At 62.7% G+C, this 19,704-nt stretch carries 13 protein-coding genes, 1 pseudogene and 1 riboswitch; of the genes and pseudogenes, 11 read left to right on the plus strand and 3 right to left on the minus strand.

The window, feature by feature from the left end; all coding sequences use genetic code 11:
- The 3 genes from aroB to ugpQ all read left to right on the plus strand — a co-directional run bounded on the left by aroB (window position 1) and on the right by ugpQ (window position 3,150).
- Window positions 1-1,086 (plus strand): 3-dehydroquinate synthase, encoded by a 1,086-nt coding sequence (gene aroB / locus KQH60_RS04695; protein ID WP_237575498.1) that lies wholly within the window; start codon window positions 1-3, stop codon window positions 1,084-1,086.
- Between the two features lie 68 nt (window positions 1,087-1,154).
- On the plus strand, window positions 1,155-2,336 hold the full coding sequence (locus KQH60_RS04700) for a deoxyguanosinetriphosphate triphosphohydrolase (RefSeq protein WP_237575398.1): 1,182 nt from the start codon (window positions 1,155-1,157) through the stop codon (window positions 2,334-2,336).
- A 70-nt stretch (window positions 2,337-2,406) separates the two neighbouring features.
- Window positions 2,407-3,150 (plus strand): glycerophosphodiester phosphodiesterase, encoded by a 744-nt coding sequence (ugpQ, locus tag KQH60_RS04705; protein ID WP_237575399.1) that lies wholly within the window; start codon window positions 2,407-2,409, stop codon window positions 3,148-3,150.
- A gap of 305 nt (window positions 3,151-3,455) precedes the next feature.
- Here the strand turns inward: ugpQ and KQH60_RS04710 are convergent, their stop codons facing one another.
- On the minus strand, window positions 3,456-3,830 hold the full coding sequence (locus tag KQH60_RS04710; protein WP_237575400.1) for a YqjD family protein: 375 nt from the start codon (window positions 3,828-3,830) through the stop codon (window positions 3,456-3,458).
- Between the two features lie 559 nt (window positions 3,831-4,389).
- The gene (locus KQH60_RS04715) at window positions 4,390-5,124 is read right to left on the minus strand and encodes an OmpW family protein (protein ID WP_304611059.1); all 735 of its coding nucleotides are present in this window, start codon (window positions 5,122-5,124) and stop codon (window positions 4,390-4,392) included.
- Window positions 5,125-5,316: 192 nt separating this feature from the next.
- Between KQH60_RS04715 and KQH60_RS04720 the strand changes: the two are divergent.
- The 4 genes and pseudogenes from KQH60_RS04720 to thpR form a co-directional block, all read left to right on the plus strand.
- Window positions 5,317-6,009, plus strand: a pseudogene (locus KQH60_RS04720) (transposase); the annotation flags it as partial.
- A 999-nt stretch (window positions 6,010-7,008) separates the two neighbouring features.
- Entirely contained in the window at window positions 7,009-11,733 is a 4,725-nt protein-coding gene (locus KQH60_RS04725) for a glutamate synthase-related protein (RefSeq protein WP_237575401.1), read from the plus strand.
- 107 nt (window positions 11,734-11,840) lie between these two features.
- A complete protein-coding gene (locus KQH60_RS04730; protein ID WP_237575402.1) occupies window positions 11,841-13,307 on the plus strand; it encodes a glutamate synthase subunit beta in 1,467 nt (488 codons plus the stop codon).
- A 147-nt stretch (window positions 13,308-13,454) separates the two neighbouring features.
- A complete protein-coding gene (thpR, locus tag KQH60_RS04735) occupies window positions 13,455-14,024 on the plus strand; it encodes an RNA 2',3'-cyclic phosphodiesterase (protein WP_237575403.1) in 570 nt (189 codons plus the stop codon).
- Window positions 14,025-14,069: 45 nt separating this feature from the next.
- On the opposite strand, the gene KQH60_RS04740 is transcribed toward thpR, so the two are convergent.
- A complete protein-coding gene (locus KQH60_RS04740) occupies window positions 14,070-15,791 on the minus strand; it encodes an ABC transporter ATP-binding protein/permease (protein WP_237575404.1) in 1,722 nt (573 codons plus the stop codon).
- Window positions 15,792-16,008: 217 nt separating this feature from the next.
- Window positions 16,009-16,128: riboswitch (TPP riboswitch) on the plus strand.
- Window positions 16,129-16,284: 156 nt separating this feature from the next.
- Here KQH60_RS04740 and KQH60_RS04745 point away from each other — a divergent pair.
- From KQH60_RS04745 to thiE, 4 genes are all read left to right on the plus strand, one after another.
- Entirely contained in the window at window positions 16,285-17,409 is a 1,125-nt protein-coding gene (locus tag KQH60_RS04745; protein ID WP_237575405.1) for an FAD-dependent oxidoreductase, read from the plus strand.
- Between the two features lie 5 nt (window positions 17,410-17,414).
- A complete protein-coding gene (gene thiS / locus KQH60_RS04750; protein WP_237575406.1) occupies window positions 17,415-17,612 on the plus strand; it encodes a sulfur carrier protein ThiS in 198 nt (65 codons plus the stop codon).
- A gap of 81 nt (window positions 17,613-17,693) precedes the next feature.
- The gene (locus KQH60_RS04755) at window positions 17,694-18,551 is read left to right on the plus strand and encodes a thiazole synthase (protein ID WP_237575407.1); all 858 of its coding nucleotides are present in this window, start codon (window positions 17,694-17,696) and stop codon (window positions 18,549-18,551) included.
- Window positions 18,548-19,675 carry a thiamine phosphate synthase gene (thiE, locus tag KQH60_RS04760; RefSeq protein ID WP_237575408.1) on the plus strand — a complete coding sequence of 376 codons (1,128 nt, stop codon included), beginning with the start codon at window positions 18,548-18,550 and terminating at the stop codon, window positions 19,673-19,675. The genes KQH60_RS04755 and thiE overlap by 4 nt, the downstream gene beginning before the upstream one ends.
- Window positions 19,676-19,704 lie beyond the last annotated feature (29 nt).

Below are 19,704 nucleotides of genomic sequence, written 5' to 3' on the forward strand. Positions count from 1 at the left end.
TTGCCCCGTATGATCCATGTCGAAGTCGAACTGGGCGAGCGTGCCTACCCCATCCATATCGGTGCGGATTTGATCGACCGGCAGGCGTTGTTCGCGCCGCATATTTGCGGGACATCTGTGGCCATCGTGACCAATACCACGGTCGAGTCGTTGTACGGCACGCGGGTACGAGCAGCGCTTGAGCGCGCTGGCAAACGCGTGCAGACGATTGTGCTGCCCGATGGCGAAGCGCATAAGAACTGGCAAACGCTGCACCAGATATTTGATGCGTTGCTAGGTCAACATGCGGATCGCAAGGTGACGCTGGTTGCACTGGGTGGTGGTGTCATCGGTGACATGACCGGCTTTGCCGCCGCATGCTACATGCGAGGTGTGCCGTTCATCCAGGTGCCGACCACGTTGCTGTCCCAGGTCGATTCGTCGGTCGGAGGCAAGACCGGCATTAATCATCCGCTCGGCAAGAACATGATTGGCGCGTTCTACCAGCCGCGAGCGGTGATCGCCGACATCGGCACGCTGGACACGCTGCCGCAGCGCGAGCGTGCCGCCGGCCTCGCCGAGGTCATCAAGACAGCGGCCATCGCGGATCCGGCGTTTTTTGACTGGATCGAAGCGAATATCGACGCGTTGAACCATTGTGACGCATCGGCGCTGGCATGGGCGGTCAAGTGTTCCTGCGAGTTGAAGGCAAAGGTGGTGGCTGCTGACGAGCGTGAGGCAGGCTTGCGCGCGATTTTGAATTTTGGCCATACGTTCGGTCATGCGATCGAGGCCGGACTCGGGTATGGCCAGTGGCTGCATGGCGAGGCGGTCGGTTGTGGGATGGTGATGGCCGCGGACCTGTCGGTACGGCTTGGCCTGCTTGACGAGGCCACGCGCGAGCGACTGGTCCGATTGATCAGTGCAGCGCACTTGCCCACGCGCGCGCCGGCACTTGGCACGGATCGGTATGTCGAACTGATGCAGGTCGACAAGAAAGCGGACAGCGGTACGATAAAGTTCATTCTATTGAAGCAAATCGGTGACACGCTGATCACCGGTGCGCCCGAAGCGGATGTGCGCGCGACACTAGCGGCGAGCGTCTGAGTTTACGCCCTGGTGTCCGGGCGGCTGAAGCAGGGCTGCAGCAGTCGTTGCTCAAGGAGTGTCAGTAAGTGAAGAGTGCGTTCGAAGGTCAATTTCGGCATACGGTGCCGGCGTTGCGCGATCTTGAGGATCATCTCGCGCCGTATGCGGTGTCTTCGCGGCTGTCCCGCGGGCGCCGCCATCCGGAATCCGCGCCGGATTCCCGGACCGAGTTTCAACGCGATCGGGACCGTATTATCCATTCGACGGCGTTTCGGCGCCTCGAATATAAGACGCAGGTATTCGTCAATCACGAGGGCGACCTGTTCCGCACGCGGCTCACCCACAGTCTGGAAGTCGCGCAGATCGCGCGTTCGGTGGCGCGTAACCTGCGCGTCAACGAGGACCTGGTGGAGGCGATCTCATTGGCGCACGATCTCGGGCATACGCCGTTCGGCCACGCCGGACAGGATGCGCTGAACGAATGCATGCACGAGTTCGGTGGATTCGAGCATAACTTGCAAAGTCTGGCGGTAGTCGATGAGTTAGAGGCGCACTATGGCGGATTCAACGGCTTGAATCTGTGTTTTGAGACCCGCGAGGGCATCTTGAAGCACTGCTCGCGTGAAAACGCGCGGCGCCTGGGCGAGCTCGGCGAGCGTTTTTTGCACGGGCGCCAGCCTTCCATCGAGGCGCAGATCGCCAACCTTGCCGACGAAATCGCGTATAACAATCATGATATTGACGATGGGCTACGCTCGGGGCTGCTGACCCTGGAGCAACTCGATGCAGTCGAGTTGTGGCGGGCGCATTACGCATTGGCGAGGCAGGCTCATCCGACGTTGAATGGGCGGCGGCTAATCTATGAAACAATACGGCGGATTATCAATACGTTGATTGTCGATTTGATCGGCGCGACGGCTGAGCGCTTGGCGATGGCGGCGCCAGACTCGGTCGATGCGGTTCGCGCATCGGCGCCGCTGGTCGCGCACAGTGACGCGATCGCGGCGCAAGCGCGCGAGCTTAAACAATTCCTGCTCCACAACCTGTATCGCCATTATCGTGTGATGCGCATGGCGAACAAGGCGCGTCGCGTGGTCGTGGGGTTGTTCGACGCGTTCCAGGACGATCCGCGCTTGCTGCCGCCCGCTTACCAGTGCGATGATTCGGCGGCGACACAGGCTAGACTCATAGCGCATTACATCGCTGGGATGACGGATCGGTATGCGTTGAAAGAATATCGCCGTCTGTTCGTCATTGACGACGGCTAAACCCCGATGCTTGCTTTTCCCGTGCGTTGACTTGCGCTGCTTCCAACTTTGTTCAAGCGAGGAATGCAAGGTGGCCGATTGGCCTTATCCGCGCGTGGTCGCGCACCGGGGTGGCGGTACGCTGGCGCCGGAAAACACCTTAGCGGCGATTCGCGTCGGCGCGAAGCTAGGGCTCAAGATGGTTGAGTTCGATGCTAAGTTGTCTGCCGACGAAGTGGTTTTTCTGCTGCACGACGATACAGTGAATCGGACTAGCGACGGCCGGGGGGCTGCGGCGCGTAAACAGTACGCGGCGATTGCCCGGTTGGATGCCGGCAGCTGGTTCGACGGGCGTTTCAGTGGTGAATGGATGCCGACGCTGCAGCAGGCGAGTGAGTACTGTCGCGAGCTGGACTTAGCCGTCAACGTTGAAATCAAACCGTGTCCGGGGCGCGAAGCCTTGACCGGGCGCATTGTGGCAGGCGAAGTGGCGCGATGGTGGGAAGGTGCCACGTCGCCGGTGCTGCTCTCGTCGTTTTCCCTCGAGGCACTGCGCAGCGCGCGCGGCGCGGCGGCGCACCTGCCTCGCGGCTGGCTGGTCGATGCCGTGCCGGCGGACTGGCGCGAGCACGCCCGTGCGCTCGGCTGCGTCTCATTGCACGTGAGCCACCGCCAGTTGACCGCCGCACGCGTTGTCCAGATTAATGAAGCCGGCTTGCGTGTCCTAGCTTACACCGTCAATACGCCGGAACGCGCCCGCGAACTTGTCGAGTGGGGCATCGATACGATCTGCACAGACCGCATTGACTTGATCGGCGCGAGTTTCTTAGGCTAGGGCGCCGCGTTACGCACGGCGAGCCCGTTACGCCGAGTTGGTAATCCGCATAGGTAGGAAAATGCCGTACCACGTAAGACGTTGGGTACGCGAAGGATACGCTGGCCGTTAGTAGAAATGCCAGTCCGTCAATGGGGTGCATGCCAGCATCACGACGCCGCGCCGTGACCGGCGCGGCGAGTGAGGCGCCATGGGATCAGAGCCTGCTCAACGGCCTCAAACGCTGTTGCGGCACACACAGGCTACCCCGGGGCGCAGCAGCAGCAGGCCGGCGCTGCGCATGTGTGCTGCGCCTTGGCGCGTCGCTAAGCGCGTCCCAGCAACAAGCCCAGTAGCAACGCCGCGCCAGCGGCTGCGGCGACGGCCTGCCATGGGCGCTCATGGACATATTCGTCCGCCCCGCCCCATGCGGCTTGGGCGCGGCGCCTCACGTTTGCCTGGGTATCCTCCAGGCGCGAGCGCGTGGCTTCGATCTTGTCTTGCAATTGCTGACGCAAAACCTCGGCGTCGGCTTGAGTACCGTCAGTGAGCGTATTTTCCAAATCGGACAACAGCTCACGTACTTCGGCGCCGACGTCCTGCACGGCATGACGCCCATGGTGCGCGATACGCTGCGCGTGGCGGCCGGCCCTGTCGAACGAATCACCTAGCGCCTGGCGGGTATTTTCCAAATTTGCCATTGCAGCTTCCTCCAAATATTGTCGAAATGTTCGACGGTGTTGCAAAAAAGCCATCCGTGTTGGCACGCAACGTGCGGTAACGCACTGAACAGCCGTGGCTGTGTGAGTGTTGACAACGCCACGTCGAGTTGGTTCTGCGACTTGCGACTGAGTTCTCGATGGTGGTGGCAGTGCGCAATGCGGCTGTCGGTGCCGACACAGTGAAGCACATTGCAGGCCAACTTGGAGGTGATCGGCGTCGTGCCGCTCAAGGCTGGCGATAGCTGCGCCGGCCAAGGCGGTGTTCTGAGGTAGGCGGCGTGCGACCCAAAGCGGTGGCGTAGAGCTAGACGGCGCGCGACCCAGGGTGGTGGCCTGGAGCTAAACGGCGCGCAGCCACGAGGCGGTGGGGCGGAGCTAAACGATGCGCGGCCCAAGGTGGATGACGCGCAGTTAGAGGGCGCGCGGGGCAAGGTAGGTGCCACGCAGACCCGCGTTGCACTGGCGAACGCGGGCGGCACGGTTGCAATGCCGCTCTCGGCATGAAGAGGCCAGCACGGCGCCCCCGGTGCGTCGGGCGTCAGAAGCGGTAGCCGACGTTCAGGAGCGTGACGAGCGGATTGAGTTTGATGTGCGCGTGGCTCGTGACGTTACGTACGCCGACCGGCGTTTGCGCAGCAGTATGCAGCGTGGCATCGGTTGAGAATGGGAGGAACGATACGGAAAAGCTGGCGAACATGTGCTTATTGAAGTTGTACGCGAAGCCGGCGTTGAACACCGGTGCCCATGCGCTGTCTACGTTTACAGAGGCCGGACCATGCAACTGCTGCGACACGAACCTCTGGTTCGTGATCCGTGCGTTGGTGAACCAGATGTAGCTCACGCCGATTCCGACGAACGGGCGAAACGCGGCATCTGCATTGCGCAAGTAATATTTGAAGACGAGCGCGGGACTCCATTGTCGTGCCTGCCCGAGTTTGCCGTACGAGGCGAGGGTGCCGCCGCCGAGCAGGTCGAATTTGGGCGGAATGCCCGCATCGGCTTGGACGACGAAGTGATCAGTGATGAAGTACCCTGTGGAGAAGCCAAAAGTATTGGAGGAGCCGATACTGGCACTCGACCCAGGGACCGCAATGTTGACGGGAGAGCCGCCGATGTTCGTGGTTCTCAGTACGTCGCTGCTGTCTTGCGGCGCAAGATGGAACCATCCGGCTGCCATGTAGACGCTGCCAGCCGTTTGAGCATGTGCCTGATTGAAGCAGCAGGCGATGGCCGTGAACCCCACGATGGCCTTGATGACGCGTATTAATTGCATGGTGCTCCTCCATTTTTTTTAAAAGCCCACCCATTATGCAGACAACATTTCAAACGAACCATAGCCCTGCGCTAGAACATTTTCCCTAAAGCTGGAGCAATGGGTTTTGCACGCCACGTCGTGCGCGAGCGCCGCGAGATAATTGACTCCCGCGGGTATACTGTAAGTGCGATCTAAACGGAAATCCCTGCAATGGCCCGGTTAGCACGTCTTTATGTCCCCGACCAGCCGCAGCACGTAATTCTGCGAGGCATCGATCATCAGCCTGCTTTTGTCGATGACGAGGATTATGCGCTGTTTGTCGAATGCCTGAAAATGGCATCTCGCGACCACCGGCTTGCGATCCACGCGTACGTCCTGATGCCGTCGGCGGTGCAGTTGCTGGCGACGCCGCGCGAGGAGTCCAGCCTTCCCAAAGCGATGCAGGCCGTGGGTAGACGCTACGTCGCGCACTTCAATCGTCGCTATGGACGACGGGGTACGCTGTGGGAAGGGCGTTACCGCGCCACGGTGATCGAGGCAGAAAGGTATTTCATGCTGTGCAGCCGGCTGGTGGAGCTCAGTCCGGTACGCGAGCGCCTCGTTTCTTCTGTCGACGCATACCCGTGGTCTAGCTATCAACACCATGTTGGCCTCACACTCGATTCGCTGATTACCGACCATCCGCTATATTGGGCGTTGGGCAATACGCCGTTCGCGCGCCAGCACGTATATAAAGAGCTGTGCGAGCAGGCGTTGGATGAAAACGCGGTGAATGAGCTGCAGCAGGCCACGCTCAAGGGCTGGGTGCTGGGAAGCGAAAGTTGGCGCGATTGGGCAGCCCAACAAGCGAACCGCCGTGTGTCGCCGTTGCCGCGTGGACGCCCTCGCAAGACGCGGGACGACGATGACCAGGGGCCGGCCGGTGCGCAGCCGGCTGGTACAGAGGCCGAAGGCGACGCTTCGGCGGCTGCGCCCCCGCCAGGCGATGCGCCATCGTCGGAAGCGGGCCGCTCAGGCGAGGCAGGGTCGGGCAATGAGCCGTGCGCACAGCGCAGGCAGGCGGGGCAGGCCACTACTGGCCTCGGCGCCGCTGGCACGGGGGCGAGTGATGGCCCTCCGGCACAGGCATCGGGGGAGGGGGCGGCCAATGGCGGTTCGGAAAAGGATCATCCTACTTCAACGTAGGACACCGCTGTTCAGCGGCGTCTCCACCGGCGGCCACTCGCTTAGTGGCTACCCGTGGTTCTCCCGGCGGCGACGTTACATTCGATGTTCTCATCCTGATAGTCCCCTTCTGGGCGGCCTACATCGAGCAGTTGCCCCCTCGAGCGCTTCCTCTCGGGCATTTCCTTCCGGGCACGCCTCCCCCGGAACGCTTTCTCCGATACTCCCCCTTCAGCATTCCCCCTCTTAGGCACTCCCTTTTAGGCATACCCCTCTCTGGCCCTCTATATCGCGCAGCCACCCATCCGGCAGTTGCTCATCGCACGGCGTAGTGGCCCTGGGGACAGCGCGACGCACAGGCTTTCGCAATGATGCATCGCGTGCAGAACGGACAGAGGCAAGCGGGGGTATTTCGGTTGCCACAGACGCCATCCTAATCGACGAAGTAGGCACATCCAAATAGGCTTTTTTATGCACTTCAGTGATATGGAACCAATTTATTGGAACAAAAAATGAAGACAAATATTAATGGGGACATATATTCCGATTTTTCTTGGCATCCTGTTGATTCGTCGCGTATATTCCGATTTCCAGCTGCTTCATCGCTGCCGTGTCCACAAGCCGCGGCCGCTCCCGATCCAGCCGACATGCGCCGAAAACCTTTGCGCCAGCGACACAGCGCTCAAGCACGAGTTTTCTCGGACGGTTGCACGGCCAAATCACAATCACGGTGTCCCCATGAAAGACGTAACACAATCGACCGTCGGCCAGGGCGTGCCTGAAGCACAAGGCCTGTACGCGCCAGAAAACGAACATGACGCGTGTGGCGTCGGCTTTGTCGTGCACATCAAGGGCCGCAAGAGCCACGAAATCGTGGAGCAGGGCCTGAAAATTCTCGATAACTTGGATCATCGCGGCGCGGTGGGCGCGGATCCGCTGATGGGCGACGGTGCCGGCATCCTGATCCAAATTCCGGATGCGTTCTATCGTGAGGAGATGGCGCGGCAGGGGGTGACGTTGCCGCCGTCCGGCGAGTATGGCGTCGGCATGATTTTTCTGCCCAAGGAGCAGGCGTCGCACCTGGCGTGCGAGCAGGAACTCGAGCGCACGGTCAAGGCCGAAGGGCAAGTGGTGCTCGGCTGGCGCGACGTGCCAGTCGACGGCACGATGGAAATGTCGCCGATGGTGAAAGCCAACGAGCCGGTGATTCGTCAGATCTTCATCGGGCGCGGCAAGGACATCATGGTGACCGACGCGCTCGAGCGCAAGCTGTACGTGATCCGCAAGACGGCCAGTCATCGTATCCAGGCGCTCAAGCTCAAGCATGGCAAGGAGTATTTTGTGCCGTCGATGTCGGCGCGCACGGTCGTCTATAAGGGGCTGCTGCTGGCGAGGCAGGTGGGGATCTATTATCGCGACTTGCAGGACGCGCGGGTCGTGTCGGCGCTTGCGTTGGTGCACCAGCGTTTCTCGACCAACACGTTCCCAGCGTGGGAGTTGGCACACCCGTACCGGTTAATCGCCCACAATGGCGAAATCAACACGGTCAAGGGCAACGTCAACTGGCTGAACGCGCGCACCGGGGCCATTGCGAGCCACGTGCTCGGCGATGATCTGCCCAAGCTGTGGCCGCTAATCTACCCGGGCCAGTCCGATACAGCATCGTTTGACAACTGTCTCGAATTGCTGGTGATGGCGGGCTATCCGCTGGCGCACGCGGTGATGATGATGATTCCGGAGGCGTGGGAGCAGCACGCGCTGATGGATGAGAACCGTCGCGCGTTCTACGAATATCACGCGGCGATGATGGAGCCGTGGGACGGTCCGGCGGCGATCGCATTCACCGACGGTCGTCAGATCGGCGCGACGCTGGATCGCAACGGCTTGCGTCCGGCGCGCTACCTCATCACCGATGACGACATGGTGATCATGGCGTCCGAAGCCGGCGTGCTGCCGATCCCCGAGTCCAAGATCGTCAAGAAGTGGCGCCTGCAGCCGGGCAAGATGTTCCTTATCGACATGGAGCTCGGCCGCATCATCGATGATAAGGAACTGAAAGACAATCTGGCGAACGCGAAGCCGTACAAGAGCTGGATCGACGCGGTGCGCATCAAGTTGGACGAAATCGAGCCGAAGCCGGAGGACGTTGCGGCGGCGGCTGAGCCGCAGGCCGCGCCGGCGTTGCTGGACCGGCAGCAGGCGTTCGGCTACACGCAGGAAGACATCAAGTTCCTGATGGCGCCGATGGCGCAAGCCGGCGAAGAGGCGATCGGCTCGATGGGCAATGACTCGCCGCTCGCGGTGATGTCGAACAAGAACAAGACGCTATACCATTACTTCAAGCAGTTGTTCGCGCAGGTCACGAATCCGCCTATCGACCCGATTCGCGAGAACCTAGTGATGTCATTGGTGTCGTTCATCGGACCGAAGCCGAACCTACTCGATACAAACAACATCAATCCGCCGATGCGGCTGGAAGTATCGCAGCCGGTGCTCGACTTCAAGGATATCGCGAAGATCCGTGCAATCGGCGAGTACACCGGCGGCAAGTTCAGTTCCTACGAGTTGAATATCTGTTATCCGGTCGCGTGGGACAAGGCCGGTATCGAGGCGCGCCTGGCGTCGCTGTGTGCTGAGGCAGTCGACGCTGTGCGCTCCGGCTACAACATCTTGATCGTATCGGATCGCAAGACCGACCGGGACAATGTCGCGATCCCGGCGTTGCTCGCGACCTCGGCGATTCACAGCCACCTGGTGGCGCATGGGTTGCGCACGAGTACGGGCCTGGTGGTCGAGACGGGTTCCGCGCGCGAGGTTCATCACTTCGCGCTGCTCGCTGGCTACGGCGCCGAGGCGGTGCACCCTTACCTGGCGCTCGAGACGCTGGTGGCGATGTCCAGCAGTTTGCCGGGTGTGCTGTCGGCTGACAAGGCCATCCAGAACTTCACGAAGGCGCTCGGCAAGGGTCTGCAAAAGGTCATGTCGAAAATGGGCATCTCAACCTACATGTCGTACACCGGCGCGCAGATCTTCGAGGCGGTGGGCTTGTCCAGCGAACTGGTCGCCAAGTACTTCAAGGGCACTGCATCCAACGTCGGCGGCATTGGCTTGTTCGAAGTGGCGCAAGAGGCGATCCGCCTGCATCGCGATGCATTCGGCGACAACCCGGTTCTCGCGACAATGCTGGATGCCGGCGGCGAGTACGCGTACCGCGTGCGTGGCGAAGACCACATGTGGACGCCCGACGCGGTTGCGAAACTGCAACATTCGGCGCGCAGCAACTCATACCAGACCTACAAAGCGTATGCGCACATCATTAACGACCAGACCCGCCGTCACATGACGTTGCGCGGCCTGTTCGAGTTCAAGGTCGATCCGACCAAGGCCATTTCGCTCGATGAAGTCGAGCCGGCCAAGGAGATCGTCAAGCGCTTCGCAACCGGTGCGATGTCGCTTGGCTCAATTAGTACCGAGGCGCATGCGACGCTGGCGATCGCGATGAACCGCATCGGCGGCAAGTCCAACACCGGTGAAGGTGGCGAGGACGAGCGTCGTTATCGCAATGAGTTGCGTGGCATGCCGATCAAGAACGGGGATACGCTCGGCTCGGTCCTAGGGGAGAAGGCGGTCGTTGTCGATATTCCGTTGCGCGACGGCGATTCGCTGCGCTCGAAGATCAAGCAGGTCGCATCGGGCCGTTTCGGCGTGACCGCCGAGTATCTGAGCTCGGCCGACCAGATCCAGATCAAGATGGCTCAGGGCGCCAAGCCGGGCGAAGGGGGCCAACTGCCCGGGCACAAGGTGTCAGAGTACATCGGCCAGCTGCGCTACTGCGTGCCAGGCGTCGGGCTGATTTCCCCGCCGCCGCACCACGATATCTATTCGATCGAGGACCTCGCGCAGCTGATCCACGACCTGAAGAGTGCCAACCCGAGCGCCGGCGTATCGGTGAAGCTCGTGTCTGAAGTTGGCGTGGGCACGGTGGCGGCGGGCGTGGCCAAGGCCAAGGCCGACCACGTCGTGATCGCGGGCCACGATGGCGGCACGGGTGCATCGCCGCTGTCGTCGATCAAGCACGCCGGCACGCCGTGGGAGTTGGGCCTGGCTGAGACGCAGCAGACGCTGGTGCTCAACAAGCTGCGCGGCCGGATTCGCGTGCAGGCCGACGGACAGATGAAGACGGGGCGCGACGTCGTGATCGGCGCGCTGCTGGGTGCCGACGAGTTCGGCTTTGCGACGGCGCCGCTGGTCGTCGAAGGCTGCATCATGATGCGCAAGTGCCATTTGAACACGTGCCCCGTGGGTGTTGCGACGCAGGACCCGGTGCTGCGCGCGAAGTTCAACGGCCAGCCCGAGCACGTGGTGAACTTCTTTTTCTTCGTGGCCGAGGAAGTGCGCGAAATCATGGCGCAGCTTGGGATTCGCCGCTTTGACGAACTGGTCGGGCGGGCTGACTTGCTCGACACGAAAAAGGGCATCGAGCATTGGAAGGCGCGCGGGCTTGATTTCTCGCGGATCTTCCATGTGCCTGAGGCGGGCGCCGAGGTGGCGCGCCGGCACGTCGATACGCAGGACCATGGCCTGGATCGGGCATTGGATCATGTGTTGATCGACAAGGCGAAGGCGGCGATCGACAGAGGCGAGCATGTGTCGTTCATCCAGCCGGTGCGCAACGTGAATCGCACGGTCGGCGCGATGCTCTCGGGGGTGATCGCCCGCAAGTATGGGCACGCTGGCCTGCCCAACGATACGATCCACATTCAGTTCAAGGGGACGGCGGGACAGAGTTTCGGCGCGTTCCTGGCGCGCGGCATCACGCTGGACCTGGTCGGCGACGGCAACGACTATGTGGGCAAGGGGCTCTCGGGTGGACGCATCATCGTGCGTCCGACCAATGACTTCCGCGGCAAGTCAGAAGAGAACATCATTTGCGGCAACACCGTCATGTATGGGGCGATTGAGGGCGAGGCGTACTTCCGCGGCGTTGCGGGCGAGCGCTTCTGCGTGCGTAACTCCGGCGCGACGGCGGTCGTTGAGGGCACCGGCGACCACGGTTGCGAGTACATGACCGGCGGCACCGTCGTTGTGCTCGGCCAGACCGGCCGCAACTTCGCGGCTGGCATGTCGGGAGGCGTCGCGTACGTATTCGATCCGGACCACACGTTCGCGACCCAATGCAATAAGGCGATGGTCGCGCTTGAGCCGGTGTTGCAGCAGGCTGAGCAAGAGCGCACTGTCGATCCGGCGCTGTGGCATCAGGACCAGACCGACGAGGCATTGCTCAAGGGGCTGATCGAGCGCCACTTCGAGTTCACCGGGTCGCCGCGCGCCAAGGTGCTGCTCGAGAACTGGGATACGTCGCGACGTCAGTTCGTCAAGGTGTTCCCGACCGAGTACAAGCGTGCGTTGGCCGAAATCGGCGCCAAGAAGAAGGCGGCGAGCGCGCCGAGCCTAGCGGCCTGACGGTGCATGCACCGACGCGGCTGCGGATGCGCCGACAAGTCAACGCACGACAGTCCCGCCGCGGTGCAGCGGGCTGCCCCTTAATATACATTGGTTAAGAGAACCTCATGGGCAAGGCAACCGGTTTTCTCGAATATGAACGCCGCCACGAGGCGTATGAACGACCGCTAGAACGCGTGAAGCACTGGAAGGAATTCGCGCATGCGCTGACCGATGAGGACGCAAAGATCCAGGGCGCACGCTGCATGGATTGCGGTATTCCGTTTTGCAACAATGGCTGTCCGGTAAACAACATCATTCCGGACTTCAATGACCTCGTGTTTTGCCAGGACTGGAAGCAGGCGATCGAGGTGTTGCACTCGACAAACAATTTTCCGGAGTTGACCGGCAGGATCTGTCCCGCGCCGTGCGAGGCCGCCTGTACGCTCAATATCAACAGCGACGCGGTGGGCATCAAATCGATCGAGCGCGCGATCATCGACAAGGCGTGGAGCGAAGGATGGGTCGCGCCACAAGTGCCCAAGCTGAAGACCGGTAAGAAGATTGCGGTGGTGGGGTCCGGGCCCGCCGGGCTGGCCGCCGCGCAGCAACTGGCGCGAGCCGGTCATGAGGTGACAGTGTTCGAGAAAAACGACCGGATTGGCGGCCTGCTGCGCTACGGCATCCCCGACTTCAAACTGGAGAAGTGGCAGATCGACCGCCGTATGCGCCAGATGGAGGCCGAAGGCGTGACGTTCCGTACCGGCGTGTTCATTGGCAAGGAACCGTTGCCGCCGTCGATCAACAATGCGGCAAAGGAAATCCTGTCGCCGCACGCATTGCGCGAGCAGTTCGACGCAATCGTGATGGCGGGCGGTGCCGAAACGCCGCGTGATTTGCCGGTGCCGGGCCGCGAGCTGGCCGGTATCCACTTCGCGATGGAGTTCCTGCCGCAGCAGAACCGGGTCAACGCTGGCGACAAGCTCGCGGATCAGTTGCTCGCCAAAGGCAAGCACGTGGTCGTGATTGGCGGCGGAGACACCGGGTCGGACTGCGTCGGCACGTCGAACCGGCACGGCGCGAAGAGCGTCACGCAGTTCGAATTGCTGGCGCAACCGCCGCAGGAAGAGAATAAGCCTCTCGTGTGGCCGTACTGGCCAATCAAGCTGCGCACGTCGTCGTCGCATGAGGAAGGTTGCGAGCGCGATTGGTCGGTCGCGACCAAGCGTTTCGAGGGCAGGAACGGCAAAGTCGACAAGCTGATCGCTGCGCGCGTCGAGTGGAGGGACGGCAAAATGCAGGAGGTGCCCGGTTCCGAGTTCGAAATGAAAGCGGACCTGGTACTGCTTGCGATGGGCTTCACGCAGCCGGCGGCGGCGATGCTCGATGCGTTCGCCGTTGACAAGGACCAGCGTGGCAACGTGCGAGCCGGCACCGACGGCGAGCGCGCGTATCACACGTCGGTCGACAAGGTGTTTGCTGCTGGCGACGTGCGTCGGGGGCAATCGCTGGTGGTCTGGGCCATTCGTGAAGGCCGCCAATGCGCGCGTGCGGTGGACGCGTTTCTGATGGGGGCCTCGGAGCTGCCGTGTTGAGCTTGAGCCGTGCGCGGGCCGGTGTCGGGTCAGGCCTGGCTGCGCGTCGATGAGCTCACGAGCCGCAACGTACAACGTATATACGTTGCAGTTTTTCGTCATCGGCTACCGTGCGCAGTAGGATGGCTTTGCCGTAAGGAGTCGTCGATGGATGTCAGACTGCAGCGTTGCTTTGTCGCACTGATTCCCGATTCCGACGCCCTCGATGCGATCGACGCATGGCGCAATCCATGGCGCGCCAATCGTATCGCAGGCGTCAGATGGACACCGCGCGAGCAAATTCACCTGACCATACGATTCATTGGCGCGCTGACGCCGGATGGGGGAAAACGGCTGATCGACGAATGGCCGACACTGACGCCGGCGCCGGACATGCTGCTCACCTCGCATGCCGCGATGCTGCCCAGCGCCACGCGGGCGCGCGTGTATGCGCTTGAACTGATCAGCGCGCCGGCGTTCCTCGCGTGGGTGGCTCGCGTCGCCGTGCTGCTGGAGCGGGCCGGTGTGCCCGCCGCTGCGCGGCCGTTGCGGCCGCACCTGACCCTGGCCAGACTGCGCGGCGATCTTCCCGCGCCGACGTACGATTTCGAAACGGTGCGTCCCGTGCCGCCGTTAATCACCTTTGATAGGCTGGCGTTGGTCAGCAGTACGCTGACGCCGGCCGGATCGCGCTACACGACGCTCGCGGCGGTACCGGCCAGGCGCAGCCGGCCGTGACTGTGCGATGCGTGCGCGGCACAGTCGTCATCACGCTGCCGCACGTCAGTTATCGCGCACCACTTCGATCGTCTCGTCGTGCATCGCTTGCACGGACTCCCGGTGCGCGACACTGACGATTGCCGCGTGGGCCAGACGTTGCGTCAGCACGTGGTACAGCGCCGCTTCGGTGTCGAGGTCGAGCGCGCTGGTCGCCTCGTCAAGGAACAGGAAATTGGGCTTTTGCAACAGCACGCGGGCGATCGCTAGGCGTTGCTGTTCGCCTGGTGACAGCACGTGCTCCCAATGGTCGCTCACGTCGAGCTTATCGACTAGTTCGCCTAGTCGGCAAGCGCGCAGCACGTCGGCACAGTCTGCGTCGGTGAACGCGTCGGCCGATGCCGGATAGCACAGCGCGCCCTTGAGCGTGCCGATCGGCACGTAGCTTTTCTGCGGCACGAACATCACGCGCGCGTTGACAGGCATCACGATGGTGCCGCTGCCAAATGGCCACAGGCCGGCCAGCGAGCGCAGCAGTGTGCTCTTGCCGGAGCCCGACGCGCCTCGCACTAACACCCGCGAGCCGGGCGTAATGGCAAACGAGCCGATCGTCGATAGCGGCGTGCCATCCGGGCGCAACAGCCGCAGCGCCTGCACGCGCAGTACCGTCGTATCGGCCATCCTCATGTGAATGCCGCCGTGTTCGGTGGCCCGCGACGTTGACTCGAGCAACTGCGGCTGCGCCATGATGCGCCGGAATTCCTTGAGCCGGTTAGTCACAGCGCGCCATGCGGCCAGCGTCGAGTAGCTGCTGATGAACCATGAGAACGAGCTACTGACGGTGCCGAACGCGCCGATTGTCTGCTGATAACCGCCGTAGCTGATCGCCTTCGCGAAGTATTTCGGTGCGGCGGCGATGAACGGGAACACAATCGCTAGTTGCGAATAGCTGACCACGACAAGGTTCAGGCGACGCGTATAGCGCATGATCATCCGCCAATTGTCGCGGATGTGCCCGAAGGCGCCTTGCAGCGCTTTCTCCTCGGAGCGTTCGCCCTCGTACAGGGCAATCTGGTCCGCATTCTCGCGCAACCGGATTAACGAGAAACGAAAATCCGCCTCGACCCGTTGTTGTTGGTAGTTGATCGACACGAGCGGATGGTTGACGCGATGCGTGATGTACGAGCCAATCACAGCGTAGAGTAGGGCGGTCCACACCATGTAGCCCGGTATTGTCACCTCGGTGCCCAGCACGGTGAAGCTGAGCGGGCCGGCCAAGTGCCACAGGACATTGCTGAACCACAGCAACGTGACGGACGTGGACAGGAAATCCAACGAGAGCGCCAGCGTCGTGCTCGCCAGTTCCTGTAGGTCTACTGAAACCCGCTGGTCCGGGTTATCGGCGAGCTTGTCGCGCTCGATCCGATAGTACGCGCGGCCCGACAGCCACTCGTGCATGTATTGCGTGGTGAGCCACTGGCGCCAGCGGAATTCGAGCATCTGCCGGAAGTACGTGCGGTATGAGCCGAGCAGGATCATCGCCATCGCGATCGCAGTAAATTGCAGCAGCGAGTGCTTGAACACCGGATAGTTGTACTGCTGGATTGAGTCGAAGAACACGCGCTGCCATGTGTTGAACCACGCGTTGACCGCCACCATGGTCATGTTGATCGTGACCACGAGCGCGAGCAGTCCCCAGGCGATCCACTTTTCGTTCGATACCCAATACGGCTTGATCAAGCTCCACGTGGTAATACATTCGTTGTTGCCCGATGCGGGTTGACTCATGGGGTGTCTCAAATGTAGGGTTCCTCAAATTGGTCCATTCACCGGCGCGTCGCGGGCGTCGCGACGATGACCGACTCGTGCCAGTGCGGATTGTTCCGGCTACCGCTTAATTCCGGCTTAAAGCGCGCGGCAGCGTGCGCTCCGGCGGTGGCGATTGCGCGACATTGTGTCAGAGCAACAAATTGCGGCCCGCGGCGGTTTTGTGATTTAATGGGCTTAGACGAAACAGGGGTGCTTTGCAAGTCGGTGCGCGGCGATCCGCGCAGTGCGAGGCTGAGAGAGTCCCTTCGCACCCGATCCGGGTAATACCGGCGCGGGAAGTTTTCGGTTCCTGTCGTGAGGGAGCGGACGTGCCTGCCGGCGCGCCACTGTGGTCAGGTCCCGCACGTGAATCTCGCCGGTTTCGTCCTTGTACCCCGATTTTCGTACATAGGTTTCGATTGCCGTGCACCGATCCGACCCCTCTTTAGAAACCGCGTACCACGCTACGCCGATGCCCGATGTCGCCATCCTGGGCGGCGGCTTGTCCGGTCGCCTCATTGCGTGGCGGCTCGCGCGCGCGGGCCATCACGTCGCGTTGTATGAGCAAGGCGAGCCGAGCGGCCGCAGCGCAGCAGCGTGGGTCGCCGCGGCCATGCTCGCGCCGCTGGCCGAAGCTGCCAGTGCCGAGCCGTTGTTGGTGGAGCTGGGCGCCGCGTCGCTCGAGCGCTGGGCCGAATGGTTGCCGCAGCTGCCACAACCGGTGTTCTTTCAGCGCAACGGCACGTTGATTGTCTGGCATGCGGCCGATCGCGCCGAATGGCCCTTGTTCGAGCAGCGTGTGCGCGTGAACGCGCCCATTACGATGCTGCGCGACGGCATCGTCGCACTGCACGGCGCTCAGGTCACGCAAGCCGAGCCGGCGCTTGGTACACGTTTTCACGACGCGTGCCTGCTGCCTGGCGAGGGGCAACTGGACAATCGGCAGTTGCTGGTGGCGCTGGGGGCCGCGCTCGAAGAACTGCATGTCGACACGCACTGGCATACCTGCGTGCGCGAGGATGCCCTGCCGGCTGCCGGTCTGGTGATTGATTGCCGTGGACTGGGCGCGAAGCGGGCATGGTCCGGTCTGCGCGGGTTGCGAGGCGAAGTCGCGCGGGTTCATGCGCCGGGCATTGGTCTGAGTCGGCCGGTGCGTCTGTTGCATCCGCGCTATCCGTTGTATATCGCGCCCAAGCAGGACGATCACTATGTGATCGGGGCCACCGAGATCGAGGGCGAGGACATGTCGCCGGTGAGCGTGCGCTCGGCGCTCGAGTTGTTGTCGGCGGCATACTCGCTGCATCCTGCCTTTGGTGAGGGCCGGATTCTTGAGCTAAACGCGCATTGCCGGCCCACACTGCCGGACCATCGCCCTGCGCTGTCGTGGGATGGCGCGTCGATGCTGCGCGTCAATGGCCTGTACCGCCACGGCTACATGATTGCGCCTGAGGTGGCGTGCGAAGCCGTGGCGTTCGCGGACGCGTTGCTCGATGGGCAGGTGCGCGATCCGGACGGTTTTGACGCATGGCGTGCCGCCTCGCGCTGGCCGATACTTTACCGTACGGCTGCGCTGCAGCCGTACCCGACTGACGCATAAATTATATGGATATCCAGATCAACAACCAGCCGTTCTCGTTGCCTGACGATGCGCGCCTTGCCGACGCACTGGCCTCGTATGGTGCGGTGCCGCCGTACGCGGTCGCGATCAACGGCGAATTCGTACCACGCGCGCAGCATCCTGCGCGTACGCTCACGCAAGGTGACCGAATCGACGTCGTCAAGCCCGTTGCAGGCGGATGACGCATTAACGGTATGCCACGCGAGCCGACAACCTGGCCCGACAACCTGGCCCATAGGTCACCGAAACTGACGGAGACAATGATGAATTCGCATTCCACTGCCGACGCGCTGATCCTGTACGGACAACCCTTCACAAGTCGGCTGTTGCTCGGCACTTCGCGCTATCCGTCGCTGCATGCGCTCGAGGCCTCGCTCGTGGCCGCGCGGCCCGCGATGGTCACCGTCGCGCTGCGGCGCCAGTTGGCCGCGCAGGGCGACGCCGACGTCGGGTTTTTTGACGCGCTGAAGCGCCAGGGTGCCGCGCTGTTGCCCAACACCGCCGGTTGCCATACTGTGAAGGAGGCGGTGACGACCGCGCAGATGGCCCGCGAAGTGTTCGAAACTGACTGGATCAAGCTCGAGCTAATTGGGGACGACTACACGTTGCAGCCGGATCCGGTCGGTTTGATCGAGGCGGCCGACATCCTCGTGCGGGACGGCTTCAAGGTATTACCGTATTGCACGGAGGACCTCGTCGTCGCGCGGCGACTGCTCGACGTCGGCTGCGAGGCGTTAATGCCGTGGGGCGCCCCGATCGGAACCGGCAAGGGAGTGGTGAACCCGTATGGGCTCAAACTGCTGCGCGAGCGCCTGACGCACGTACCGCTGATCGTCGACGCAGGGCTAGGTGTGCCGTCGCACGCGTGTCAGGTGATGGAGTGGGGGTTTGACGCCGTGCTGCTCAACACGGCGGTGTCGCAGGCGGCGCGGCCCGAGGCGATGGCGCGGGCATTCGCGAGCGCGGTTGATGCGGGTCGCGAAGCGTACTTGGCCGGGCCGATGCCGCAACGCGACAGCGCGCATGCGAGTACGCCGGTGGTTGGCATGCCGTTCTGGCACCAGGACGGCTATAGCACGCCGGAAGGCGCCGCCGTCCCGCCGTCGGATGAGCGCACGTGAGCAGTCCCTTCCCGTGGGGACGCGAGGTTTTTTACCCGCCTGCTGCAGACGAACTGTTGGAGGCGGCCGAGCGGATTCGCGCACGGTTGGATGATGGGCCGCGCGCCAGCCAGTCTGTGCGTATTTGTCTCGCGCCGCCGCCGCAGCCCGGGCCCGGTGACGTGATCGTGGCGACCGATGCGCAGCCGCATGCGGTCGATGTCGCGCGCTGGGTGGCTGCCGGCGCCACGGTGCTGGACGCGTCGGCGCGTGCCATGCGGTTGCATCAAGGCGATATGGTCCGCACGTTGGAGGCCACGCCGTGCGGCGACTGGATCGCGGCGTTCGCCGCGTTTATCGATTGTGGTTGCGTGCCGCACGATGCGTTGTGCCTCGCCCTGGCGTGGCGGCAGGGCGACGAGTATGCGCAGGACCCATGGCCGAGCGACTTGTCGCGCTTTCCGCGCGTGCTGGGGTTGCCCAATGCGCCTGTGCAGCCGTTCGCCGCGTGCCCGGCGGCGCTGGGTCTGTATCCGGTGGTGCCGACGGCCGACTGGATCGAGCGGTTGCTACCGCTCGGTGTGCGGACTGTGCAACTGCGCCGCAAGGTTGACGAGGCGGACGACGCGGCGGATTCGCGCGAGTTAGCCGTGCTGCGGGCCGACGTGCGCCGCGCCGTTGTGGCGGGCCGCCGCTATGAGGGCGCACGCGTGTTCATCAACGACCACTGGCAACTGGCAATGGACGAACGTGCATACGGCGTGCATCTAGGCCAGGAGGATTTGCAGCGCGCGGACATCGGTGCGCTGGCGCACGCGGGGCTGCGGCTGGGTCTGTCCTCGCACGGATACTACGAGATATTGGTGGCGCTGCACTTCAAGCCGAGCTATGTCGCGCTGGGTGCGGTGTTTCCGACCAACACCAAGGCGATGCCCAGCGCGCCGCAAGGGCTTGCGCGACTCGCGCGCTACGTGCGGCTGCTGGACGGCGTGGTGCCCTGCGTGGCAATCGGTGGTATCGACTTGCAGACGCTGGACGACGTGCTGGCCACGGGGGTACGCGGCGCCGCGGTTGTGCGTGCGATAACGCAGGCCCACGACGTCGAAAAAGCAATCTTTGCGTTGCAAAGAGGGTTTACCCGATAATGCGGGGCTCGCCTGCCATTTCCCTACGC

Source organism: Mycetohabitans sp. B8, assembly GCF_021991875.1.
Classification (GTDB): Bacteria; Pseudomonadota; Gammaproteobacteria; order Burkholderiales; family Burkholderiaceae; genus Mycetohabitans.